Raw genomic sequence first — 21,631 nt, forward strand, 5'->3', positions numbered from 1 at the left:
CATTATGATGCTGCGTTGGGAAGGTTTACGACGATGGATCCGTTGGCGGAGAAATATTATGCGGTGAGCCCGTATGCGTATTGTGGGAATAATCCGATGAATAAGATTGACCCAGACGGGAGACAAGGAATTCCGCTTACTGTACCTGCTTACTCCCCACTACCTATATATTATTCTCCATCTCAACCTCCATTTCGTTATCCTACCAGTCAGGAAATGGTAAAGGATATAAAACAAGGGGTTAATAATGTTGTTTCTTCCATAAAGAATCAAGCTGTATTGACGAGTGGAATCGTGTTCTTAATGTTTTATGATGTTAAGCAAGCATCAAGTCCAGAGTATAAGCATCAAAGAAGCAGAGACCGAAGAAATAAAGAAGGACTGGATAAGAATCAGGCTAATGTAGCAAAAAGTATCGAGAATAACATTACAGCTACAACACCAAGTGGAGATCCAATGCCGAAAAGAGATCCGGATGATGGTGGAAAAAAAACAAAGATAGGATTCATTGCCACTGGTGCTGGATTAGGGGTTAGAGTAGGACTTGAACTAACAAATCCTAATCCCAGCAAGGATGCTATTGAAGGGCATACTGAACACATGGAACAACAACCTGTTGAGAAAAAACAAAGTTTATGGGAAACTATTAAGAGTTGGTTTTAAAATAAAATATTTTATATATGAAGACTTTTATAATAAAAGTGGGTGAAACGATGTTCATTCCTACATGTGCTTTAATGATTCTTTATTGCTTATTATATCAATATATGATTGATTTCCCTTATATGACTATTATCAGATTCATATTTTTAATATCATCTTTATTTATATTGTTAGCCGGAAGTATGTCTATATTTGGGAAAAAGCAAAAGATCTGTAAGCATAGTATATCTTCTAAACCTATAGTTCGACGTTTTTATTTGCAATCTCGACAGATAGTAACATTGACTTTTTGTTTTTATTTTGCTGTCTACCTAGCATTTTTCTTAGATAGAGAATCTGTATTCTATAACTACCTAGTACTTCTTTTATTTGGATTATATTTAGGATACGAGATTGCAGTAAAAGCGAATCTTTATAAAAAAAAGTGATACTTGTTGCAGTTATGCTTCATTCTTTGCTTTTCCGTTCAACCAGATATGTTGTCTGGTTGTTCTGAATGTTAAGATTTTAATTTACTAATCTAAATTACCTCTGTCTTTGAGAATGGTTTTCAGAGGCAGGGGTATTCATAGTCTCAGCCTGAGAAAATATCTGAGCTGTCCGTAGTCCCGCACTGTGACACATGTATATACTGCCACAGGAAAGGATACCAGCCGGATGACTTTTTATTCAATTGAGTTTGTTGAATATCTAAGAATATTCATTGATTATAAGGAAAATGATGTGTTTGGGCAAATTGAATTTATAATAATCCGTATAATTTGCAGATGGTATGAGATATAGTACAAAAAAGGATGATATAGGCTTTGTTTTGTTTAAAATAGTTTGTTCCTTCGTAAAAGAACCAACTTGGTTAATAACATGAAAAAATAAATAAAAATCAGGTTTATTGCTAATCTTCTTCTGTGTTGCATTATTGATCTGAAAGCACAGGTTAATCCTCATTCTGGTTACATTATTACGCTGCAAAATGATACTATAAATGGAACAATTGATTATCGGACCGCAACGCACAATTCACATAATTGCATCTTCTTGGCGGCAGGAGAAAAACAATATCAGACTTTTTCGCCTGCTGACATTATCGGTTATCGTCTGACGGATAATGGTAAATACTATGTCAGTCGTACCATAGAACTGAATAACAAAAAAGAAGTGTATTTTTTGGAATACCTGATCAAAGGGATCATCAGCCTGTACTATCTACATAATGAAGAAACCAGCTACTTCTTCTTCGAAAATGAACAGGGACAAATGTACTCTACTTGTGTTACGGATGATAATGGTGAAATTGGTGGTGCCGGTAATTGGAGGCAACGCCGAATGCAAATAATACGTCCCATCTTCGAAGTTTTTCAGGAAAGTCCCGATACGCAGAGGAAACTGATGGAATCTAATCTCGATAAAAGAAACCTCAGTGAATTGACAAGAGAGTATCATAATCGGATATGTACCAGTGCGGAAGAATGTGTAAAGTTTGAATATGATAAAAATGAGATACTCAAGGCACAGACTATAACTTACCGTGTCGGTTATAAATTCTGAAATGGAATAAATTCCTGTTTCTTTTTCTATTCTATATACAGATAGTCATAGTGTACCACAGGTTTCTTCCCGTGCTTTCCCATTGCTTCCTTGGCTTGAACAGAATCGCAGTTTGCTTTGCCTACTCCTACCGGATTTCCTTCGAAGTCGATGATCCGTACGATATCGTCTTTTTCAAATTCTCCTTCAATGGCAGTTATACCGATGGGTAGGATGCTGATTGCTTTATCTGAGTTTAACACTTCGGTAGCACACTGGTTGATGTGTAACTCGCCTTTAGCAAATCCCTCGCTGTGAGCAATCCATTTCTTTATACTGGATACAGGTTCGGCAGAAGGTATAAAGCGAGTGCAGAGAGTACTTTCAGGATGTTGAATCAAATCGACAAGAATATTATCCCGTTTACCATTGGCGATGATAACAGTAATACCTTCGTCGGCTACTTTACGGGCGATATTGGTTTTGGTAAGCATTCCGCCACGACCGAAGCTGGATTTGGAAGTCTGTATATAAGAAGAAAGATCTTTCCCCTGGCCGATTTCCCGGATGACCTCAGAAGTGGGATCGGCAGGAGAACCGTTATAAATACCGTCGATGTTACTTAGAATAATCAATGCCTGCGCATCCATCATGGATGCTATCAAACCGGACAACTCATCATTGTCCGTAAACATCAGTTCACTTACAGAGATTGTATCGTTTTCGTTGACAATAGGTATGACCCCATTTTCCAGCATTACCGTCATACAGTTCTTTTGATTGAGGTAATGCCTGCGTGTTGCAAAATTCTCTTTCATAGTCAGCACTTGCCCTACAGCAATGCCATGTTCCCGAAAGAGTTCGTAATAACGGTTGATAAGTTTAGCCTGCCCGACGGCAGAGAAAAGCTGACGCTGATCTACACTGTCCAATTTCTTGGCAGAATGCACTTCACTACGTCCGGAAGCTACGGCTCCGGATGAGACAAGTATAATTTCTACTCCTGTTTTATGCAGTTCGGCTATCTGATCTACTAAGGCAGACATACGTGTTACGTCCAGAGTACCGTCACGGCGCGTCAAGACATTGCTGCCTACTTTTACAGCTATTCTCGAAAATTGTTGTTCCATGTGTTGTATATCGTTCTTATGTGGTTTTGAGTAGGAGGGTGAAAAGGTTATTCTTCGTCTTTTCCTTTGTCGCGCTCACGAATTATCTCCATGGCATCTTCGTATCTTTCCTCACTGACGAGAATGGTTACATCCGGTGCTATATAAGGAGCGATGGTGCTCATAAGCCCGTCCTTGATAATAGTTGCTATACCATTGTTTTCGAGTAGACCTTTAATAAGTTCTGCTTCCCACGGTGATCCTTTGAACACTTCAACTGTGCGGCTATAGTCTGTTGATTTCATAATGGTAAGTATTAATAGGTTTAATATTACAAATATAACAAGTATTTTGGAGAAAAGGTTTGTTTCCCGGTAAATATTGATGATTATAGTTCTATTCGTTGTACGGTTACCGCCTCTTTCAGGAAGGTGGATGCCGATTCAATGAACTTCTCTTCTGCTTCCGTGGTGTAGTAAGTGCAGTTTCCACCTTTTGTACATTTGGCATCCATTTCCGGATGTCGGTGGAAGTAGTCTTTCAAGCTGTCGGCTACCAGTTCGCCTTGTGCCACGGTGGTAATTCCGTCTGGCATGTGCTTCTTTATTTTAGGTAATAGCAAGGGGTAATGAGTACAACCAAGAATCACAGTATCAATCTGCGTGTCTTTTGCCAGTAGTTCGTTGATATATTTACGAACAAAATAATCTGTCCCGTCTCCTTCCGCTTCGTTGTTCTCTACGAGAGATACCCATAGCGGACAGGCTTCACCTGCTACCTGAATATCCGGGAAAAGCTTATGAATTTCCAACGGGTAGGATTCTGATTTAATGGTTCCTGCTGTGGCAAGAACACCGACATGGCGGCTCTGTGTAATACTCCCTATACATTCAACGGTAGGGCGGATGACACCCAATACACGGCGTGCCGGATCCATTTCGGGTAAATCATTGATCTGTATGCTGCGTAATGCTTTGGCAGATGCCGTATTGCAAGCCAGGATAACAAGATGACATCCCATTTCAAACAGTTTAGTGACTGCCTGTAGGGTGAATTCATATACAATTTCGAAAGATCGTGTGCCATAGGGAGTACGTGCATTGTCTCCTAAATAGATATAGTCATATTGGGGCAAGGCTTCACGTATCTTACTCAGAATGGTAAGTCCGCCATATCCGGAGTCGAATACACCGATAGGGCCGGGAATAGTAGGTAATTCTTGTTTCATACTGGAAAAGCTTAGTACACGTTGCAAAGATAATGCAAATCGAATGCAGAACTTTCATGCTTGCATGAAAAAGTTCTGCTGAGATATAGCTTATCTTCTTTATAGATATAAAAAGGCGTGAACTGCATACAGTTCACGCCTTTTTATATCTATAAACGATTAGTCTTCTTATTTGATGCCCAACTGGGTTTTTACTTTAGCTGTAACATCTACACTTTCTGAACTAACATAAGGTATCGGTGTACGAGCCAGGTCGAAGATATAGATTACACCTTCTGCTTTACCTACAGCTTGAATGGCTTCATCCAATTTCTTATAGATAGGTACTAAAGCATCCTGCTGTGCTTTCTGCATATTTTGATAAGCGTCTTGCTGGAACTCCTCTTGTCTTTGAGCCATGTCCTGTAATTCTTTTTGGCGTCTGTCTGCAATATTTTTCGGCAGAGAATCTGCTTGTTGTTGGAATTCCTGAACTTTCTTGTTGAATTCAGCCTGAGAGCGCTGCATTTCTTCCTGATACTGTTTTGACATAGCTTCAAGATCAGCTTGTGCTTTGGTATATTCCGGCATAGCAACAATAACCTCCTGAGAGTTCATGTGAGCAAATTTTTGTGCCATCGCTCCTAACGGAAGAGCGAATAGTACTACGAGTAGTGCGATTTTTTTAAGCATAATGTTTATTGTTTATTTTAATAATTAGTCATTGTTTGGTGCAAATATAGTGCAAAGCAAATGTAAAACAAAATAAGCCAGCTTATTTTTAATACTGAGATGCCGCCTATATTCGACTAGCAAATGTATGAAATTAATTTGAATATCCTAACTTCTCAAGCACTTCATTACTGATGTCAATACGCGGAGAAGCAAAAATAATGCTTGTTGCGGATGCCCGGTCTACAACTACCGAATATCCTTTCTGCTCCGATATTTCTTTGACCGCATTATAAATCTCATCCTGAATGGGTTGCATCAGACTTTCCCGTTTCTTGAATAATTCCCCTTCAGGTCCGAAATAAGTACGGCGAAGTTCAGCGGCTTCTTTCTCCTTAGCGACAATCGCTTCCTCTTTCTTTCCCTTTTGTTCTTCAGAAAGGAAGACGGCTTCCGATTGATAGTTCTTGTACAACGTTTTGGCTTCCTCGGCAACTTTTTCTACTTCACTTTGCCACTTCTTGGAAGCTTGGTTCAACTGTTCGTTAGCACGTTCGTATGCCGGAATATTTTTCAGAATATACTCCATGTCAATCAAGGCAAACTTTTGTGCACTGGCTGTCATGCCTACGGCAAACAGCAAGATCATTAATAAAACAGACTTTCTCATAACGTTTGGTTTTTGTGATACAATTAGAATTCCTGTCCTAAGATAAAGTGGAACTGACTGCCACCATAATCTTTCGAACCACGTATTTTATCGAAACCGTATGCCCAGTCAATACCCATCATACCGATCATCGGCAGGAAGATACGGACACCGACACCTGCAGAACGTTTCAAATCGAACGGATTGAAGTTCTTTACATCGTGCCATGCATTACCGGCTTCTACAAAACCTAACGCATAAATACTGGTACTTGTTTCCAGCATTAGCGGATATCTTAACTCAAGTCCGAGACGGGTATAAGCATAACCTTCGTAGCCGTAAGGGGTTAATGAACTGTTTTCATAACCACGAAGAGCGATACTTTCCGTAGCGTAGCTGGAGTAGCCGGTCATGCCGTCACCACCCACGTCGAATGTTTCGAACGGAGACTTCTTATACTTGTTGTAATGTCCTAACAAACCGAATTCAACACGACCCATCAATACCGGAGTACGTTTAACTGCTACCGGATCCATCAACGGGATGTATACTTTGGATTTGAATTTCCATTTGTGGTATTCAATCCATTTGTGCATCTTGTTCATATCATCCTGATTGCTGGTACTGTATTTGCTGTAGTCAGTTCCGTCGAACAGTGAGTACGGCGGAGTTAGCTGTACAGACAATGAGAATTCAGAACCTGAACGAGGATAAATCGGGTTATCAATAGAACTACGAGACAAAGTCAGGTTAATGCTGAGGTTATTACACTTACCATTTGTAACAGGGAAGTATTGCCAGTCGCTCAGGATATAGCGTTGGTAGGATAACTCAGCAGTGAACTGGAAGTAGTCATCCGGCCATTTCAAACGCTTACCGAACATAGCGGCTACACCGAACATCTTGATAGACTTATCAGGGTCATAATAGTTTTCATAACTATTGTAGTTGCCGTAGTTGTACATACCGTAACCATACATACCACTATACATACTGTTGTAGTAGCTGTTCATGTATGCTGAGTTGTAGTAACGGCTACTGATATCTGTCTGTACAGAATAGAATGCTGACAGAGAGAATGCATTCGGACGTTTGCCCCCGAACCATGGATCGTAGAATGAAATGCTATAGGATTGATAATACTTGGCATTGGTTTGTCCGCTGACGGTCAAAGTCTGACCATCACCCTGCGGCAGGATACCACGATAATTTTCACCCGGATGCAGTAAGTTGGCAAGTGAGAAGTTGGTGAACTTCAAACTCAACTTACCGATGATACCGGTTTGTCCCCAACCGGCAGAGAATTCTACCTGGTCGTTAGCTTTGGATACCAGATCGTAACCTATATCCACTGTTCCGTCTTCCGGTCTTGGTTGGATATCCGGTTTGATTTGTTCCGGGTCGAAATGTCCCATCTGCTGGATTTCACGCATAGAACGCATCAAGTCTTCACGGCTGAAAAGGTCGCCCGGACGGGTACGGAGTTCACGACGAACAACGTTTTCGTACAAACGGTCGTTACCATTGATGCTGACCTTATTGATGGTAGCCTGACGACCTTCGAAAATACGCATTTCGAGGTCGATAGAGTCTCCTACGATATTCACTTCTACGGGTTCAAGGCTGTAGAACAAATAACCGTTGTTATAGTAGAGATTACCGATAGCGTCTTCGTCTGACATGGTACGTTCTTCCAGCAACTTCTGGTTGTATACGTCACCTTTCTTCATACGAAGCATAAAGTTCAATTGTTCGGAAGGATACAGAGTATTACCTACCCACGTTACATTGCGCAGATAATATTTCTCTCCTTCATCAATCTTCATGAAGATATCCACGGTGCGGTCATCATACGGTTTGATGCTGTCTTCTACAATCATAGCATCGCGATAACCCAACTCGTTGTACTTATCGATGATCAACTGTTTGTCTGCCTCAAAGTTTTCTTCCACGAACTTCTTGGTACGGAACAGGTTGAGCAGTTTATTCTTTTCGTTGGTCTTCTTCATGATGCGTTTCAACTTCTTGGTTGTGATCGCTTCATTACCAACGATGGTGATTTCATGCACTTTTACCTTCTCTTTTTTGTCGATATCAATATCCACGATTACTTGGTTTTCGTTGGATACATCGTCTTTTTGTGAGATGATAACTTCTGCGTTCTTAAAACCCTTGTCATCAAAGTAACGTTTGATCAGAGTCTTGGCACGGTCGATGACATTGGGAGTTACCTGTCCACCCTTGATCATACCGATCCGGCTCTCGATGTCTTCACGTTCTGATTTCTTCACTCCGTGATAGCGGATTTCAGAGACACGAGGGCGTTGAGTCAGATGAATTGTTAACCAAATCTTGTCACCTTCTATCTTATCTGCGGTGATCTGAACATTGGAGAACAAGCCATGACGCCAGTAACGCTTACAAGCCTGAGTGACTTCTTCACCCGGGATAGTAATCGTTTGGCCTACAGACAAACCGGAAAGTCCGATCAGTACATAGTCCTCATAGTTCTTTACTCCTTCTACTTTAATTTCTGCAATTTCATACTTTTTGGGTGCTCCCGAGTAGAGAATAACCGGCTTTGCTGCGTCGTCATCGGTGCCATTGGCATCTTGAGCCGCGCTTGTCAATACACAACCAAAGAGGCAGATAAACGCTGTGAGTATAGAGAAAATACGATAGTGCATTTATGTTTTGGATTAAATATGTTTGGGTTTAACTGATTTGTTCACTGGTTTTGCCGAATCTGCGTTCCCGTCTCTGGTAGTCGCAGATGGCTTTGCGAAGTTCCTCTTCCCGGAAGTCAGGCCAATAGGTTTCGCAAAAATAAAGTTCCGAATACGCGCATTGCCAAAGTAGGTAATTGCTCAGGCGGATTTCTCCACCGGTACGTATCAGCAAGTCGGGATCAGGCATGAAGCCGGTTGTCAGGTGCTTCGACATTAAATCGCAATTGATTTGTTCGGGTGTCAATTCTCCTTTCTGTACCAAGACAGCTATTTGCCGGCTGGCTTCTGTTATTTCCCAACGTGAGGAATAACTAAGAGCAAGTACCAGGCACATGCCTGTATTCTTAGATGTATGTTCTACGCAATTGTATAAACGGGTTTGTACATTTGCGGGTAACTTTTCTATATCTCCGATAATCCGGAAGCTGATGTTGTTCTTCATGAATGTATCTTCTTCGATGGAATCGAAAAGAAGGCTCATCAGAGCAGCAACTTCGTCTGTAGGACGGTTCCAATTTTCGGTTGAGAACGTATATAGGGTCAGATATCTGATGCCCAGCCTGGCGGCTTCTTCGGCTATCACATGAACGGTTTCTGCACCGATCTGATGTCCGTAGCTGCGTTCGTGTCCACGCTGCTTCGCCCATCGTCCGTTGCCGTCCATGATAATCGCCACATGCTGGGGTATCCGGCTCAAATCAATTTGTTCTTTATATTGCATCTTTTTTTAGTTGTTACATTCCTTACATCTTGGGAAGAGGTCGTAGGTGATGAAAAAAACAGTAAATGCGTAACTATCTTTATTCTTCCAACCTTTTCCTTTTATCTGGTACGGATCTTCCAGCTGCAAGCCTTCCCGTTGGGTAACATCCAACTGATCGCTAAGACTGAACCGCATCGTAAACTCACATCCTATATTGATGCGCGGGGTTGCTTTGTATTTCACTCCCACTCCAATAGGAATGTTCATTGTAAAGATCGTCTTTACAGGTTTTGGTGCAAACGTAAAACCTAATCCACCTAATATATAAGGTGTAAACCGACGGTCACCCCGGTACGTGTTACCGATACCATATCCCAAAAAGTTATATTCAAATTGCGCTCCTAAATCGAATATAGTCCGTTTGAAGGTAGCATACTCTTCATTGGGATACGCATTTTTGAAATCTCTCGTGTCGCCGGAAATCCTGCCGGCTGTCAGGTTACCTTTTATAGCCATGTGTGGATTCAGTAAGTATCGGGCAATGAAACCTCCCGCTATTCCTGTGTTCTTAAACAGGGTACTGCTATTCGCATCTCCCATATAAAAACTTCCTCCAATGGCTCCTCCCAGTTCCCAAGTATATTCCTCTTGCGCAATGGCGCAACAGAAGGGAAACATGAGCAGAAAAAACACTATCTTTATATTCCTTGCAATAGTCATACCGTTCTCTTTATGTTCCTTATTTATTAGGGAAACGGAAAATAGACTATTTTATTATTGTATCTTGAAACCCAGTTTGTTTAGACGACCTCGCCATATACTACCGTCGTTCCATACAATCCAAATATAATGATTCTTATCGATAGTCAAAGAATAATCTCCTTTGTCCTTAAAGAGGCTTTCGTATGTAACTTCTTCTTCATCGTCTTCATCTTCTCCCGGAGTTACTATCTTTTTCATTGGATACTTGAACTTCTCAGCAGATTCATTCCAGGCAATACCTACTCGTGAAGAATAGATGGTTTCAAATTTTCCACCCATCATGTGAAACAGGCCTCCATAATACATGATAGCCGGGTTCTCCATAGCCGGACAGTAGAAATCGCTTGGAGTACTCATGTCAGCCCATGTCAGCCCATCCATTGTGAACCAAGGAACTACTGCTTTGGCTGATGTTTCTGTTTTACCCACTACTACTGTTTGCTTGATGCCGCTTGCATTCGTAAATACAGTAGCATATATGTCTTTTACCGGGAAATCATTGGATACTGTTTCTTTGCTTCTGGTCCAGTTTTTACCATCAGTACTTATGCAGAAATATTTCTGGCCTCCATCCAGAAGAATACCGATTAAGGTTTCCTCTGATATGCCTGTTAGTGCATCAGCTTCAAGTGTAGCAACCAGTGTGCTCATTTGCATGTTTTGTACTTCCTTGTTCTCCTTCACTTCCTGTATACCGGCATTTACCCATGTACTTCCATTATTGGAGCAGAATATATCTCCATTTGTGGCTGCTACAAAAAGTTGGTTTTTGAAGCTTACAATAGATCCCAAGTCGACATTGGCCGGCATGCCCGTAACTTCGATGGCATTCCAAGATAAATAGGCTGGATTTCCTAATGAACTGCGGTATGCTGATGTTGTAGAAGTATAGACAAATAGATTTTCTTCTTCGGTATCATTTTTAAGAATTACTGATTTCTGCTTGTTGGCGGCAGGGGAAGTTGGCAATGATGACATTTCTCTCCAGATTAGCGAATCCGGATCTTGCTTGTGAACATTTACTGTGATTTTATATTCACGGGTAGTAACTCCGTCGGCTGCATGTACTTTCAGAGTGATCGGTTCTCTCAGGTCAACGGAGTCAGTAAGGTTGTTGAATAGTGTATCTTGTAAACCGGATGTAACCCAACCCGTAACATTGAGTGTGTCAATCAATATCTTGTCAATGATAGTGTCTGATCCAACAGGAAGTGAGTCGACATTATAAATTTCTCTTTTCAGTTGATCAATCGTAAACTTATAATATATACCTTTTTTTATGGTGTCAAGACCAAAGGCACGTATCGTTGCGTCGGAACTGTATTCATAATTATCATCTGAGTTAAGGCACGAACTTATGGCAATCGACATAAGAAGAAAACTCATGATTACGGATAAAAACTTTATTCTCATTTCTAAAGATAGTGTTTATTTACAAGTTGCAAAAATAGGAACATTTTTCTCGATAAACAGCATAACAGGCAAGTTTTATATAAAATTATAGATAATATGCCCGTTTTTCTCGATAAAAAAGCATCAAAATGAGGTGATTCGCGCTATTTTGCCGTAGTGTAATGCCGTATACTTCTACCGAAATATTGTTCGTTGACATAACTATTTTTATCGTTCATTTTAGGTGCATTAACACCGGATGTCAGATGAATGGGACTCTCTTCGACAAAGGCTTCATCCCAGAGGCTGGCATCAATGAAAGATTGCAGTAAGGTGCTCCCGCCTTCTACTAAAAGGGATTGGAGATTGCGTTCGTACAGAACTTGCATGATCTGGGGCAATATATCTTGTCCGAAGTTTATTGGAAGATATTCTACGTTGGGGCGGGAATTATGGGAATGTTCGGTAAATACGAGTGTGGGCACGTTGCCATCAAACAAGTGGAGCGTCGGTGACAGGCTCAGTCTCCGGTCGATGACAAGGCGTACGGGAGAACGCCCATACCAGTTGCGTACATTAAGGGAGGGATTGTCCAGTTCGGCGGTGCGTGTACCTACAAGTATGGCAGCATGCTCTGCACGCTTTTTATGTACCATCATGGAAGTCAACGGAGTGGATAGGATGACAGGGCTGCCTCCGTTCCTGTGTAAATCAATGAAACCATCCGCAGATTCTGCCCATTTCAGGGTGATATACGGGCGGCGTAAGGTATGGAAAGTGATGAAACGTCTGATGAGGTGTCGGCATTCATTTTCCAATACTCCTACGGTTACTTCCCGTCCGGCATCTTTCAACTTTTGTATACCTCGTCCGGCAACTTTGGAAAAAGGGTCCTGGCAACCGATAACAATGCGGGGAATTTGTTTTTCAATAATCAAATCGGCGCAAGGCGGCGTTTTTCCATGATGAGAACAAGGCTCAAGACTGACGTAAATTGTTGAGCGTTTCAATAATGAAGTGTCTTTTACGGAACGAATGGCATTTACTTCAGCATGCGCTTCTCCGCAGCGTACATGATATCCTTCTCCGATAATTTTCCCATCGCATACGATGACTGCTCCTACCATTGGGTTAGGGGCGGCATTGCAAAATCCGTTCTGTGCCAGTTGTATACAGCGACGCATGTATTTTTCTTCTTCCATGTGTGTTATCTTTCTATGATAATTCTTACTTTTGCACTCCGAAATAGATTCTTCGTCGTTCGGAATACAGGTTTCCCGGTGATATACCCGATATCTGTCCGGTACTTACCAAGTCCGTACCATCTCCGTATCTATACGCTTGGACTTGGTACGGACTTGGTACGGAGTTGGTACGGACTTGACACGGACTTGGTCTCATCTTGGTCCGGTAATAGAACTGACGAAGAATCCCCAAAATATCCATTTATGAATATTACCGCCTCTTATATCCGCCGTGAACTGCAGGATTATTATACACCGCAGGAAGCCGGAAATTTGTCCAGACTTATCTGTTGCGAGATTCTGGGGCAGCCGGTTGTGGATTATTATTTGGGCAAAGATATAACTTTATCCGCAAAAGCAGAACAGGAATTGCAAAGCCTTCTCAGGCGTTTACGGAATTTTGAACCAATACAATATATTTTAGGAGAAGCACGTTTTCTGGGGAGAACATTTCAGGTAGCTTCCGGTGTCCTTATTCCACGCCCTGAAACGGAAGAACTGGTGGAAATAATGTTGAAAGAGATTTCTTCTACTTCTCGTGTTTTAGATATTGGAACAGGCAGTGGTTGTATTGCTGCCACGTTGGCAAAGGAATTGCCCGAAGCACAGGTTACTGCCTGGGATGTGTCTGAAGAAGCTTTGGCTATTGCTGCTGCTAACAGTCTGGCTTTACAAGTGCCTGTCTGTTTTGAACAGCGTGATGTACTGACTTATACTCCCGGTGTAACAGAACGTTATGATGTGATAGTGAGCAATCCGCCTTATGTTACTGAAGCAGAGAAACAAGATATGGAACGGAATGTGCTGGATTGGGAACCCTCTTTGGCGCTGTTTGTGCCTGATGCAGATCCTTTGCGTTTCTATCGTCGCATATCCGTGCTTGGGCTTGAAATGCTTGAACCTGACGGAAAACTTTATTTTGAAATTAACCGTACTTTTGGAGAAGATATCGTGCTTATGATGCGTGAATTAGGATATCGCTTTGTTCGTCTTCAAAAGGATATTTCCCATAATGATCGATTTGTAATAGCGCAAAAATGACAAATATTACTGAAACAGAGGCTTTAAGTAAAGTTGCAGGCTATTGCTCTACAGCAGAGCATTGCCGTGCCGAGATTTCCGAGAAACTACAACGTTGGGGATTGCCGTACGATGCCATTGATCGTATCCTTAAACGGCTGGAAGATGAAAAGTATATTGATGAAGAACGATTCTGTCGGGCTTTTGTCAATGACAAGTATCGCTTTGCGAAATGGGGAAAAGTGAAAATAGCCCAGGCACTCCAGCTGAAAAAGGTTTCTTATAATGTATGCCGGCGTTTTTTGAATGAGATAGATGAGGAAGAATACCTATCTGTTTTAGATGGCCTGTTGGCTGCAAAACGTAAAAGTGTACATGCGGAGAATGAATATGAGTTAAATGGAAAGTTAATGCGTTTTGCGCTGAGCCGTGGGTTCGAAATGAAAGATATTCGTCATTGTATACAGCTTTCTGATGAAAATGATGACTTTGAGTGAAAAATCTCTTTATTCTTTTTTTTATTCTCATTCAGTTTCCGTATTTTTGTGCCATATTTACTATAAATAGCTAATTTGGTTATGAGAACTTTAGAAAAACTATTCGCAGAGAAGTTGCTGAAGATAAAAGCGATTAAACTACAACCGGCTAATCCCTTTACTTGGGCTTCCGGATGGAAATCTCCTTTTTACTGTGATAACCGCAAAACTCTTTCCTATCCTTCCTTGCGTAATTTTGTAAAGATTGAAATTACCCGTTTGATATTGGAACGTTTCGGGCAGGTGGATGCAATTGCCGGTGTAGCAACAGGTGCCATTCCTCAAGGAGCTTTGGTTGCCGATGCGCTGAACTTGCCGTTTGTGTACGTACGTTCTACCCCGAAAGACCATGGTCTGGAAAACCTGATTGAAGGAGAACTTCGTCCGGGTATGAAGGTTGTTGTGGTCGAAGATTTGATTTCTACAGGTGGAAGCAGTCTGAAGGCTGTAGAGGCTATACGCCGTGATGGATGTGAAGTTATCGGTATGGTAGCTGCATATACTTACGGTTTTCCTATTGCGGAAAAAGCATTCAAAGATGCCAAAGTTCCTTTGGTAACGCTGACAAATTATGAGGCTGTGTTGGATGTTGCACTTCGTACGGGTTATATAGAAGAAGAAGATATAGCAACGCTGAACGAATGGCGTAAGGACCCTGCACATTGGGATGCTGGAAAGTAACAGCGGTTTATTCTATAAAATAAATAATATGACGAAAGGGCCATTCGGATAGATTCTGTCCGGATAGTTCTTTTTGTCTTTTAAAGAGATTCAAAATATGACAAAATTTGAAAGTGGTGTGAAGACAATACCTGCTTCGCAGGAAGCTGTTTATGAGAAATTATCTGATTTGAATAATCTGGAAAAGTTTAAAGACAGCTTGCCGGAGGATAAAGTGAAGAACTTGAGCTTTGATTCGGAGAGTATAGTGATAGAAGCTGCTCCTGTGGGTAAGATCGCGTTAAGTATAGTAGAGAAAGACCCGTGTAAATGTATCAAGTTTGCCACGACCACTTCACCGTTGCCGTTTAATCTGTGGATACAGATTGTGCCGGTAACAGAGACTGAATGTAAAATGAAGCTAACCATCGGCATGGAATTGAATCCTTTTATGAAAGGTCTGGTTCAGAAACCTTTGCAGGAAGGATTAGAGAAAATGGCGGATATGCTTTCGATTATACCGTATTAATCACTAATCATTAATCACTAAATAAATGGCTCAGAAACTTTGGGAGAAATCCGTTCAGGTAAATAAGGATATAGAACGTTTTACAGTGGGGCGTGACCGTGAAATGGATCTTTACTTGGCAAAGCATGATGTGATAGGCTCTATGGCCCATATTACAATGCTCGAAAGTATCGGTCTGTTGACAAACGAAGAATTGGGTCTCCTGCTTGATGAATTGAAGAATATCTATGCAGCTGCTGAAAAAGGCGAGTTTGTGATAGAAGAGGGAGTAGAGGATGTACACTCGCAAGTGGAGTTAATGCTGACGCGTAAATTAGGTGATGTCGGTAAGAAGATACACAGTGGCCGTTCTCGGAATGACCAGGTACTGCTCGACCTGAAACTTTTCACGCGTGAACAGATCAAGGATATTGCCGAGGCGGTGGAGCAACTATTCCATGTGCTGATATGCCAGAGCGAGCGTTTCAAGGATGTGCTTATGCCTGGCTATACTCATCTGCAAATAGCAATGCCATCTTCTTTCGGTTTGTGGTTTGGTGCTTATGCTGAAAGTCTGGTAGATGATATGCTTTTCCTGCAGGCAGCATTTAAAATGTGTAATCGGAATCCTTTGGGATCAGCTGCCGGATATGGTTCTTCATTCCCACTGAACCGTACAATGACAACAAGCTTATTGGGATTTGACTCCTTAAACTATAATGTTGTTTATGCACAGATGGGGCGTGGCAAGATGGAACGTAATGTAGCTTTTGCCTTGGCAAGCATTGCCGGTACTATTTCTAAACTGGCTTTTGATGCTTGTATGTTCAATAGCCAGAATTTTGGTTTCGTGAAGTTGCCTGATGATTGCACGACCGGTTCCAGCATTATGCCTCATAAGAAGAATCCTGATGTTTTTGAACTGACACGTGCTAAATGTAATAAGTTGCAGTCATTGCCACAACAGATCATGATGATTGCTAATAATCTGCCTTCTGGATATTTCCGTGATTTGCAGATTATTAAAGAAGTATTCTTGCCTGCTTTCCAGGAACTGAAAGATTGTTTGCAGATGACGACTTATATCATGAATGAAATCAAAGTGAATGAACATATTCTTGATGATGACAAGTATCTGCTTATTTTCAGTGTGGAGGAAGTAAATCGTCTGGCACGTGAAGGTATGCCTTTCCGGGATGCTTATAAGAAAGTGGGACTGGATATTGAAGCCGGGAACTTCTCACATAGTAAGCAAGTGCATCATACGCATGAAGGAAGTATTGGTAATCTCTGTAACGATGAAATCTCTGCACTGATGCAAGAAGTGGTAGATGGTTTTAATTTTCATGGGATGGAAGTGGCTGAAAAAGCCTTGCTTGGACGATAAGTATAACATTGTATGCGGAAATTCTGTATGATTATAGGGATGCTTTGGCTGTGTGTTGCCGGTTGCGGTGATTCATACGAGTCAAGCATTCCTTCTATTAGTTTTAATTTCTCATGCAGTCTTTCACAGTCTCCTTATTATAAGATTACGACCCCCGGCCAATTCTTGAAGGTAGATAAGAATGTGAATGGCTTACCTGTAGGCTATGCAGGATTAATAATAGGACAAAGCGTATATTCGGATGGCAATACCTATGTCGCTTATGATGCCGCCTGTCCGGTGGAGGCCAATCGTAGCGTTTCAGTCGAGTTGGTAGAAGATGGATTGGGCACTGCTGAATGTCCTAAATGCCACACTAAATATAATTTAAGCAGTGGTGGATTCCCCACAGGAGAAGGTACGGAATACCTGAAACATTATAAAGTCTCTGTATCCGGTACTACTTTGCAAGTCCGTAACTGATAAAATAGCAACTTTTTCTATGTAAAAAATTTGGCTGTAACGGGGAAACTCCTTATCTTTGCACCCGTTCTACAAAAAAGACCTGCGGAAATAGCTCAGTTGGTAGAGCATAACCTTGCCAAGGTTAGGGTCGCGAGTTCGAGTCTCGTTTTCCGCTCTCCTTTATAGGATGCTCGAATGGTGGAATGGTAGACACGAAGGACTTAAAATCCTTTGGCCATTGCGGCTGTGCGGGTTCAAGTCCCGCTTCGAGTACTTAGTTTGACGCTAATCGCTTAATAATGAGTGGTTAGCGTTTTTGCTTACTTCTCTTTATGTCACAAAAATGTCACTTCGTGCGATTTATCCCCGAATGAATACTAAAAAAGGCTGCTTGCCACACTTGACAAACAACCTTTCATTTGCGATTAAAATACCTTTATGGCATTTCTGTCACAAAAATAAGTAAAGTTCCCGATAATCTACAAAACATAAGCTAAATAAAGCAATAATCAAATAGTAGACATTTCTTGAGTGCGCATATTCTCTTTAAATTTCAATAGTACATTTATACTATACCTTACTGAAAGATACACTCATGAGAAATCACACGAGAAGAAGCGCCTACATTGCAATTACTTGATTATCAATTTTAGGGCAAATTTCCCCTAAATTCAATTCCCTAATATTTTGGGGGTTAAAACCGTAGAGTTTACGGATCAATAAACAGACCCTCGCCGTAATCTCACCGTTATTTGGGGGATAATCCTCAAGGTTACGTTAGGGGTGCTTTCCCTCTGTAGTTTTGTATCACATTGATTTTCACCAATGTCGGTTTTTCGACTATGGGTTAGGTTATTTCATGCCTGTTTACTCAGGTCTACGCATGAATACACATAATCTAAAACACCTTATATTGGGATTGTGAGGGGGAGAGTTATTTGGAATGGTTCTAAATTATTATAGGGGAAAATACCCGGTAGCCGTATTGCTACCGGGGCATCTGATAAAGTGAGCGTTGGACATAGCCCCAACATGCCTTATACTTAGTTTTATGTGGTTTCATTTAATCCGGCAACAGTATTATTGCCGGAAGCATCATTTCTTGGTAAAATCTCCAATGGAATATTATGCCTATCTATCGTGCGATATGATTTTCATATGCGAATACTTGGTCTTTGAAACTGTTACTTCATTCTCTCTTTTGCCCTTTAGTTCTGCAAGTTCCTTTTTTACTTGCCTTAATTCGGTCAGCACATCCGCATAGCTTTCCGACATGCGCAATATGTGCTGCATCATTGCTGTACTTATTTCCATGATTGAATAAATTATTTCTTTTTTGGAAACATTTCTATGATTTTCCCCTTCTTGTGGTCAGATTTCACTGTTGGACACTCAGTGCCTCTTTTTTTGATTGGACACAATAAACAACTACCACGTCCTGCGCAATAAGCCATACAGTTATGGTAAGTCTCCGTAAGGATTTGGTTAGTTTCTTGAAGCTCCAAACGTGCAAGTTTCAAATCATCTATTAGTTCTGCTACCATTATTTCGTTTTCTATTATCATTTGCTTTTGTGGTAGAATGGATATTAGCCACCCTTACCGGGCTAATAATCAATCTCCGCAATAACAACCACGTCCGTAGCCCATTGCACGGCTTAATCTGTCTTGATACTCACTATAAGAAATGTTCTCTTTGCGTGCTGCTATTTCTTCTCTCATACGCTGTGCTTTGGCTTCTGCTTCACGTTTGATACGGTCGGCTTCCAACTGTGCATTAAAGAGAATAGATTGAATAGCAGCTTGCTCTCTGTGTTCTTTCTCTGTTTCTGCCTTTGCTTTGGCTTCTGCTTCCATTGCCAGGCGATTAGCTGCTAACATAGCATCAAACTTAGCCATCTTCCAACTCTTTTTGAGGGCTTCTGAAAAGGTTGGGTACTTGGCACGGGCGTTGTTATACAACTGGTGTGCTCTCTTCATAATCTTACTCAAATTATACTGTTTCATATCGTTGTTGTTTTTTAGTTTAACTTTGATGACACAAAGGTATAGTAAATTCTGTTCTTTGAAAACTAAATAGATAGAAAATACTGTTTTGTTAAGGTTAATTAAGATAGTAAATACTGTACCTTTTGTGTATTAGGTTAACTTTGCAATAAATAATAATAAATGGAGTATGAGAATAAAAGAAGTATTAAAAGAAAAAGGCTTTACTCAGCAAATGTTAGCAGACGAAATGAATGTGAGTCTATCTGCTGTTAAGCAAATGGTTTCGGCTGATTCATTAACTACATCCACACTTGAAAAGATTGCTACTGCTTTGAATGTACCAATGTGGCAACTCTTTGTCTCACCGGAAGAAGTGCAACCAAAAACGGATAGTCTAACTTTGAGTTGTCCGCATTGTGGAAAGAATATCAGTATCAAAGTAGAGTAAGTGTATTGTATCGGTTTTCAAAAGTGTATCGGAAGCGATACAGCTAAAACCCTTTATTCATAGTGGTTTGCGTACTAATTGTATCGATACAGCCGATACAAGGAATGAAAAAGCCCCGTTCCGTTCATTCGGTTCGGGGCTTGCTTGTCTTAATTAAACGGTCTCGCTTCACAGCGGTACACTATCTTTAGAAAGTAGCTGCGGAAAGTTCTTTAGTTATACGCTCAACAGCTACCCGTATCTTATCATACTGCTTTTGTCCGGCTGCTGTCACACCGGAAGTATATTGCCGCATCAATGAAGCGTTGATACCTGCCAACTCTGCCACCTTAGTAACATTCAGGAATGAGAAATAGTTGAAGAAAGATTGCATATCATATTTGTAAGTAAACTCCAGTTCCGGCACTTCCTTGCCTTCTTCTGCCTGCATTTCCTTTATTTCCTCATACGCTTTCATCATATCCTCTTTGGCGGCTTCTGCCGTATCTCCATATCCAGCCAGACCAAAGCCGTGTAAATCTTCCTCGACAAAGCATGAGTAATACCCATCGCTCGCCTTTTCCATGATCACAGTTACTTTCATATCCATTGCTTTAAAAATAGGAGTACGGCAATATACCGTACCCCATTGCCTCAACATTTACAGCCTTTTAGGTATGAAGCGCAAAAGGTAGGGGGATTACTCCCCCAAAAGAACCTTTCTTGCTTTACGTTCCATTCCGGTAGGTACTTCTTGTTTGCCATGCCTTGACAGGGCAAACTTATTACCCGTTTTAGGACTGTACCAAATATCATGGTTTGCCCCATGCCTGAGAACGTAACAACCTGCTGCGGTAAGTTCCGCAAAAAACTGATTGTACTTCATAATTTAAAAGACCGTTTGTTTAAGACGATACAAATATAGCGTTTTTGCTATAACTCACCAAATAAAAACATAACTTTTTTGCTATATTTTATTTAGGTACTTATCTGGCTATCCCGGTATCACACCGCAATTTGAAAGGGTATGCCGAAAATCCGGCTACCCCCCCTTTTTATCTCAACGCAAAAATGCGTTCACATTGATAATCAGATGATACGGGTAATCCCCCCTATGTAATGTTCCAGAAAGTAGGGGGCGTAATAACCAGACGATAAAGTAAAACACGGGAATAACCGTATTTAAAACGTAACTCACAATTACCTTTAAAAGTTCGATTTTAGCACCTTTGTTGAGGCTTCCAATGTTACCGATAGGTGAAATAATCCCTTAAAAACGTTTGTTTTTACCCTATCCGTAATCTGACCGTTATTTAGCTTTTATCCTTGCCGTAATCATGCCGTTATTAACTCTTTAACCCTTACCGTAATCTTACCGTTATTTTCATGGGGTCAAATTGGGTTCACTGACCCCGAAAGCCCCAAATCTTAAGCCTCAACAATGAAAAAAACGATACAGGGAAAATAAGAATGAAAAAGGGTATCGGCAAATAACCGACACCCTTAACGTCCAAAAGTGGGTAACGTGTAGCTTCACACGCTTTTACTGTATTTTACCCTTTGGGTAACCTTGGGGTTGTTTCATTTTTACCCCTTTAATAAAGCTAAATTCGGGATGATATGTTTTTATAATCCAATTCGTGTCTAATCTGTTTTAGGTTCTTTTCAAAACTCTTTTGAAGAGAGCCTACACTCTCTTTTACAGTTTTCTCTAATTGGCTGTAATCATTACTGAGATTTACAACCACACCTTGTTCGCCTAAGAGCGTTTTTAGGCTATTATCCAGATCGAAGCGGGGCGAACTATGCCAAACCTTAACAAACAGACGGAAACGGCTTGAAATACGTCTATCCCGGTATGTTTTGCATTGGGCAATGAAAGAACGTTCATAAGCTCGGATCACTTCATCTTTGATAATCCGCTTTGTGTCTCCTCTTCCCGGCACGGCTTGATAATGGTTAGCCTTTGCGATAATCTGTCCGTTGATTACTTCTATTTCCATAACA

At 41.0% G+C, this 21,631-nt stretch carries 24 protein-coding genes and 2 tRNA genes; 11 read left to right on the forward strand and 15 right to left on the reverse strand.

The annotated features are described in order from the left end of the window. Together DW182_RS22635 and DW182_RS21255 are read left to right on the forward strand one after the other, a co-directional pair. Window positions 1-663, forward strand: a 663-nt coding sequence (locus tag DW182_RS22635) for an RHS repeat-associated core domain-containing protein (protein WP_305000464.1), incomplete at its 5' end; no start/stop codon positions are given. A 1,035-nt stretch (window positions 664-1,698) separates the two neighbouring features. After that, entirely contained in the window at window positions 1,699-2,208 is a 510-nt protein-coding gene (locus tag DW182_RS21255) for a hypothetical protein (RefSeq protein ID WP_118296736.1), read from the forward strand. Between the two features lie 26 nt (window positions 2,209-2,234). Here DW182_RS21255 and proB read toward each other — a convergent pair whose 3' ends face one another. The 10 genes from proB to ribD all read right to left on the reverse strand — a co-directional run bounded on the left by proB (window position 2,235) and on the right by ribD (window position 12,612). Next, window positions 2,235-3,317, reverse strand: a complete 1,083-nt coding sequence (proB, locus tag DW182_RS21260) for a glutamate 5-kinase (RefSeq protein WP_118296738.1) — start codon at window positions 3,315-3,317, stop codon at window positions 2,235-2,237. Window positions 3,318-3,364: 47 nt separating this feature from the next. Next, on the reverse strand, window positions 3,365-3,601 hold the full coding sequence (locus DW182_RS21265) for a DUF2007-related protein (RefSeq protein ID WP_118296740.1): 237 nt from the start codon (window positions 3,599-3,601) through the stop codon (window positions 3,365-3,367). An 83-nt stretch (window positions 3,602-3,684) separates the two neighbouring features. Beyond that, window positions 3,685-4,524: a glutamate racemase gene (gene murI, locus DW182_RS21270; protein ID WP_117707050.1), complete on the reverse strand. Its 840-nt coding sequence runs from the start codon at window positions 4,522-4,524 to the stop codon at window positions 3,685-3,687. Between the two features lie 168 nt (window positions 4,525-4,692). Continuing rightward, the gene (locus tag DW182_RS21275) at window positions 4,693-5,196 is read right to left on the reverse strand and encodes an OmpH family outer membrane protein (protein WP_117707051.1); all 504 of its coding nucleotides are present in this window, start codon (window positions 5,194-5,196) and stop codon (window positions 4,693-4,695) included. A gap of 133 nt (window positions 5,197-5,329) precedes the next feature. Beyond that, window positions 5,330-5,845: an OmpH family outer membrane protein gene (locus DW182_RS21280; RefSeq protein WP_044154681.1), complete on the reverse strand. Its 516-nt coding sequence runs from the start codon at window positions 5,843-5,845 to the stop codon at window positions 5,330-5,332. Between the two features lie 23 nt (window positions 5,846-5,868). After that, window positions 5,869-8,511, reverse strand: coding sequence for an outer membrane protein assembly factor BamA (gene bamA / locus DW182_RS21285; protein WP_118296742.1), 2,643 nt, complete (start codon window positions 8,509-8,511; stop codon window positions 5,869-5,871). Between the two features lie 28 nt (window positions 8,512-8,539). Next, window positions 8,540-9,274: an isoprenyl transferase gene (locus DW182_RS21290; protein ID WP_007660470.1), complete on the reverse strand. Its 735-nt coding sequence runs from the start codon at window positions 9,272-9,274 to the stop codon at window positions 8,540-8,542. 6 nt (window positions 9,275-9,280) lie between these two features. Next, the gene (locus DW182_RS21295; protein WP_007660469.1) at window positions 9,281-9,976 is read right to left on the reverse strand and encodes a DUF6089 family protein; all 696 of its coding nucleotides are present in this window, start codon (window positions 9,974-9,976) and stop codon (window positions 9,281-9,283) included. Window positions 9,977-10,030: 54 nt separating this feature from the next. Next, window positions 10,031-11,431 (reverse strand): DUF6242 domain-containing protein, encoded by a 1,401-nt coding sequence (locus tag DW182_RS21300; protein ID WP_118296744.1) that lies wholly within the window; start codon window positions 11,429-11,431, stop codon window positions 10,031-10,033. A 143-nt stretch (window positions 11,432-11,574) separates the two neighbouring features. Further along, window positions 11,575-12,612, reverse strand: a complete 1,038-nt coding sequence (gene ribD / locus DW182_RS21305; RefSeq protein ID WP_118296746.1) for a bifunctional diaminohydroxyphosphoribosylaminopyrimidine deaminase/5-amino-6-(5-phosphoribosylamino)uracil reductase RibD — start codon at window positions 12,610-12,612, stop codon at window positions 11,575-11,577. Window positions 12,613-12,858: 246 nt separating this feature from the next. Here ribD and prmC point away from each other — a divergent pair, with 246 nt between their 5' ends. From prmC to DW182_RS21345, 8 genes are all read left to right on the forward strand, one after another. Then, window positions 12,859-13,695, forward strand: a complete 837-nt coding sequence (gene prmC / locus DW182_RS21310) for a peptide chain release factor N(5)-glutamine methyltransferase (protein ID WP_118296748.1) — start codon at window positions 12,859-12,861, stop codon at window positions 13,693-13,695. Further along, complete coding sequence (locus tag DW182_RS21315; protein ID WP_118296750.1) at window positions 13,692-14,171, forward strand: regulatory protein RecX; 480 nt, start codon at window positions 13,692-13,694, stop codon at window positions 14,169-14,171. Before prmC ends, DW182_RS21315 begins: the two co-directional genes overlap by 4 nt. An 81-nt stretch (window positions 14,172-14,252) precedes the next feature. Next, the gene (gene pyrE, locus DW182_RS21320; RefSeq protein WP_007660454.1) at window positions 14,253-14,891 is read left to right on the forward strand and encodes an orotate phosphoribosyltransferase; all 639 of its coding nucleotides are present in this window, start codon (window positions 14,253-14,255) and stop codon (window positions 14,889-14,891) included. 97 nt (window positions 14,892-14,988) lie between these two features. Continuing rightward, window positions 14,989-15,399: a hypothetical protein gene (locus DW182_RS21325; protein WP_007660453.1), complete on the forward strand. Its 411-nt coding sequence runs from the start codon at window positions 14,989-14,991 to the stop codon at window positions 15,397-15,399. Between the two features lie 25 nt (window positions 15,400-15,424). Further along, the gene (argH, locus tag DW182_RS21330) at window positions 15,425-16,765 is read left to right on the forward strand and encodes an argininosuccinate lyase (protein ID WP_007660452.1); all 1,341 of its coding nucleotides are present in this window, start codon (window positions 15,425-15,427) and stop codon (window positions 16,763-16,765) included. Between the two features lie 12 nt (window positions 16,766-16,777). Beyond that, on the forward strand, window positions 16,778-17,227 hold the full coding sequence (locus tag DW182_RS21335) for a hypothetical protein (protein WP_021968146.1): 450 nt from the start codon (window positions 16,778-16,780) through the stop codon (window positions 17,225-17,227). An 84-nt stretch (window positions 17,228-17,311) separates the two neighbouring features. Continuing rightward, window positions 17,312-17,384: transfer RNA gene (locus DW182_RS21340), tRNA-Gly, on the forward strand. A 14-nt stretch (window positions 17,385-17,398) separates the two neighbouring features. After that, window positions 17,399-17,482, forward strand: a tRNA-Leu gene (locus DW182_RS21345). 858 nt (window positions 17,483-18,340) lie between these two features. On the opposite strand, the gene DW182_RS21350 is transcribed toward DW182_RS21345, so the two are convergent. Next, a complete protein-coding gene (locus tag DW182_RS21350; protein WP_118216120.1) occupies window positions 18,341-18,523 on the reverse strand; it encodes a hypothetical protein in 183 nt (60 codons plus the stop codon). 299 nt (window positions 18,524-18,822) lie between these two features. Next, window positions 18,823-19,215, reverse strand: coding sequence for a hypothetical protein (locus DW182_RS21360; protein WP_044271342.1), 393 nt, complete (start codon window positions 19,213-19,215; stop codon window positions 18,823-18,825). 169 nt (window positions 19,216-19,384) lie between these two features. Here DW182_RS21360 and DW182_RS21365 point away from each other — a divergent pair, with 169 nt between their 5' ends. Continuing rightward, window positions 19,385-19,645 carry a helix-turn-helix domain-containing protein gene (locus tag DW182_RS21365; RefSeq protein WP_118216122.1) on the forward strand — a complete coding sequence of 87 codons (261 nt, stop codon included), beginning with the start codon at window positions 19,385-19,387 and terminating at the stop codon, window positions 19,643-19,645. 187 nt (window positions 19,646-19,832) lie between these two features. On the opposite strand, the gene DW182_RS21370 is transcribed toward DW182_RS21365, so the two are convergent. From DW182_RS21370 to DW182_RS22640, 3 genes are all read right to left on the reverse strand, one after another. Then, complete coding sequence (locus DW182_RS21370; protein WP_233564198.1) at window positions 19,833-20,234, reverse strand: type II toxin-antitoxin system HicB family antitoxin; 402 nt, start codon at window positions 20,232-20,234, stop codon at window positions 19,833-19,835. 90 nt (window positions 20,235-20,324) lie between these two features. Then, window positions 20,325-20,510, reverse strand: a complete 186-nt coding sequence (locus DW182_RS22835) for a type II toxin-antitoxin system HicA family toxin (RefSeq protein ID WP_005652458.1) — start codon at window positions 20,508-20,510, stop codon at window positions 20,325-20,327. Window positions 20,511-21,228: 718 nt separating this feature from the next. Next, window positions 21,229-21,627 carry a hypothetical protein gene (locus tag DW182_RS22640; RefSeq protein ID WP_233564199.1) on the reverse strand — a complete coding sequence of 133 codons (399 nt, stop codon included), beginning with the start codon at window positions 21,625-21,627 and terminating at the stop codon, window positions 21,229-21,231. Window positions 21,628-21,631: the final 4 nt, after the last annotated feature.

This window comes from Bacteroides sp. AM16-24, assembly GCF_003471885.1.
In the GTDB taxonomy this organism is placed as follows: Bacteria; Bacteroidota; Bacteroidia; order Bacteroidales; family Bacteroidaceae; genus Bacteroides.

Excerpts from the sequence above, each read along its gene's own strand:
- proB (WP_118296738.1), bottom strand. The coding sequence starts at position 3,317 with ATGGAACAACAATTTTCGAGAATAGCTGTAAAAGTAGGCAGCAATGTC.
- DW182_RS21265 (WP_118296740.1), bottom strand. The coding sequence starts at position 3,601 with ATGAAATCAACAGACTATAGCCGCACAGTTGAAGTGTTCAAAGGATCA.
- murI (WP_117707050.1), bottom strand. The coding sequence starts at position 4,524 with ATGAAACAAGAATTACCTACTATTCCCGGCCCTATCGGTGTATTCGAC.
- DW182_RS21275 (WP_117707051.1), bottom strand. The coding sequence starts at position 5,196 with ATGCTTAAAAAAATCGCACTACTCGTAGTACTATTCGCTCTTCCGTTA.
- DW182_RS21280 (WP_044154681.1), bottom strand. The coding sequence starts at position 5,845 with ATGAGAAAGTCTGTTTTATTAATGATCTTGCTGTTTGCCGTAGGCATG.
- bamA (WP_118296742.1), bottom strand. The coding sequence starts at position 8,511 with ATGCACTATCGTATTTTCTCTATACTCACAGCGTTTATCTGCCTCTTT.
- DW182_RS21290 (WP_007660470.1), bottom strand. The coding sequence starts at position 9,274 with ATGCAATATAAAGAACAAATTGATTTGAGCCGGATACCCCAGCATGTG.
- DW182_RS21295 (WP_007660469.1), bottom strand. The coding sequence starts at position 9,976 with ATGACTATTGCAAGGAATATAAAGATAGTGTTTTTTCTGCTCATGTTT.
- DW182_RS21300 (WP_118296744.1), bottom strand. The coding sequence starts at position 11,431 with ATGAGAATAAAGTTTTTATCCGTAATCATGAGTTTTCTTCTTATGTCG.
- ribD (WP_118296746.1), bottom strand. The coding sequence starts at position 12,612 with ATGGAAGAAGAAAAATACATGCGTCGCTGTATACAACTGGCACAGAAC.
- prmC (WP_118296748.1), top strand. The coding sequence starts at position 12,859 with ATGAATATTACCGCCTCTTATATCCGCCGTGAACTGCAGGATTATTAT.
- DW182_RS21315 (WP_118296750.1), top strand. The coding sequence starts at position 13,692 with ATGACAAATATTACTGAAACAGAGGCTTTAAGTAAAGTTGCAGGCTAT.
- pyrE (WP_007660454.1), top strand. The coding sequence starts at position 14,253 with ATGAGAACTTTAGAAAAACTATTCGCAGAGAAGTTGCTGAAGATAAAA.
- DW182_RS21325 (WP_007660453.1), top strand. The coding sequence starts at position 14,989 with ATGACAAAATTTGAAAGTGGTGTGAAGACAATACCTGCTTCGCAGGAA.
- argH (WP_007660452.1), top strand. The coding sequence starts at position 15,425 with ATGGCTCAGAAACTTTGGGAGAAATCCGTTCAGGTAAATAAGGATATA.
- DW182_RS21335 (WP_021968146.1), top strand. The coding sequence starts at position 16,778 with ATGCGGAAATTCTGTATGATTATAGGGATGCTTTGGCTGTGTGTTGCC.
- DW182_RS21350 (WP_118216120.1), bottom strand. The coding sequence starts at position 18,523 with ATGGAAATAAGTACAGCAATGATGCAGCACATATTGCGCATGTCGGAA.
- DW182_RS21360 (WP_044271342.1), bottom strand. The coding sequence starts at position 19,215 with ATGAAACAGTATAATTTGAGTAAGATTATGAAGAGAGCACACCAGTTG.
- DW182_RS21365 (WP_118216122.1), top strand. The coding sequence starts at position 19,385 with ATGAGAATAAAAGAAGTATTAAAAGAAAAAGGCTTTACTCAGCAAATG.
- DW182_RS21370 (WP_233564198.1), bottom strand. The coding sequence starts at position 20,234 with ATGGATATGAAAGTAACTGTGATCATGGAAAAGGCGAGCGATGGGTAT.
- DW182_RS22835 (WP_005652458.1), bottom strand. The coding sequence starts at position 20,510 with ATGAAGTACAATCAGTTTTTTGCGGAACTTACCGCAGCAGGTTGTTAC.
- DW182_RS22640 (WP_233564199.1), bottom strand. The coding sequence starts at position 21,627 with ATGGAAATAGAAGTAATCAACGGACAGATTATCGCAAAGGCTAACCAT.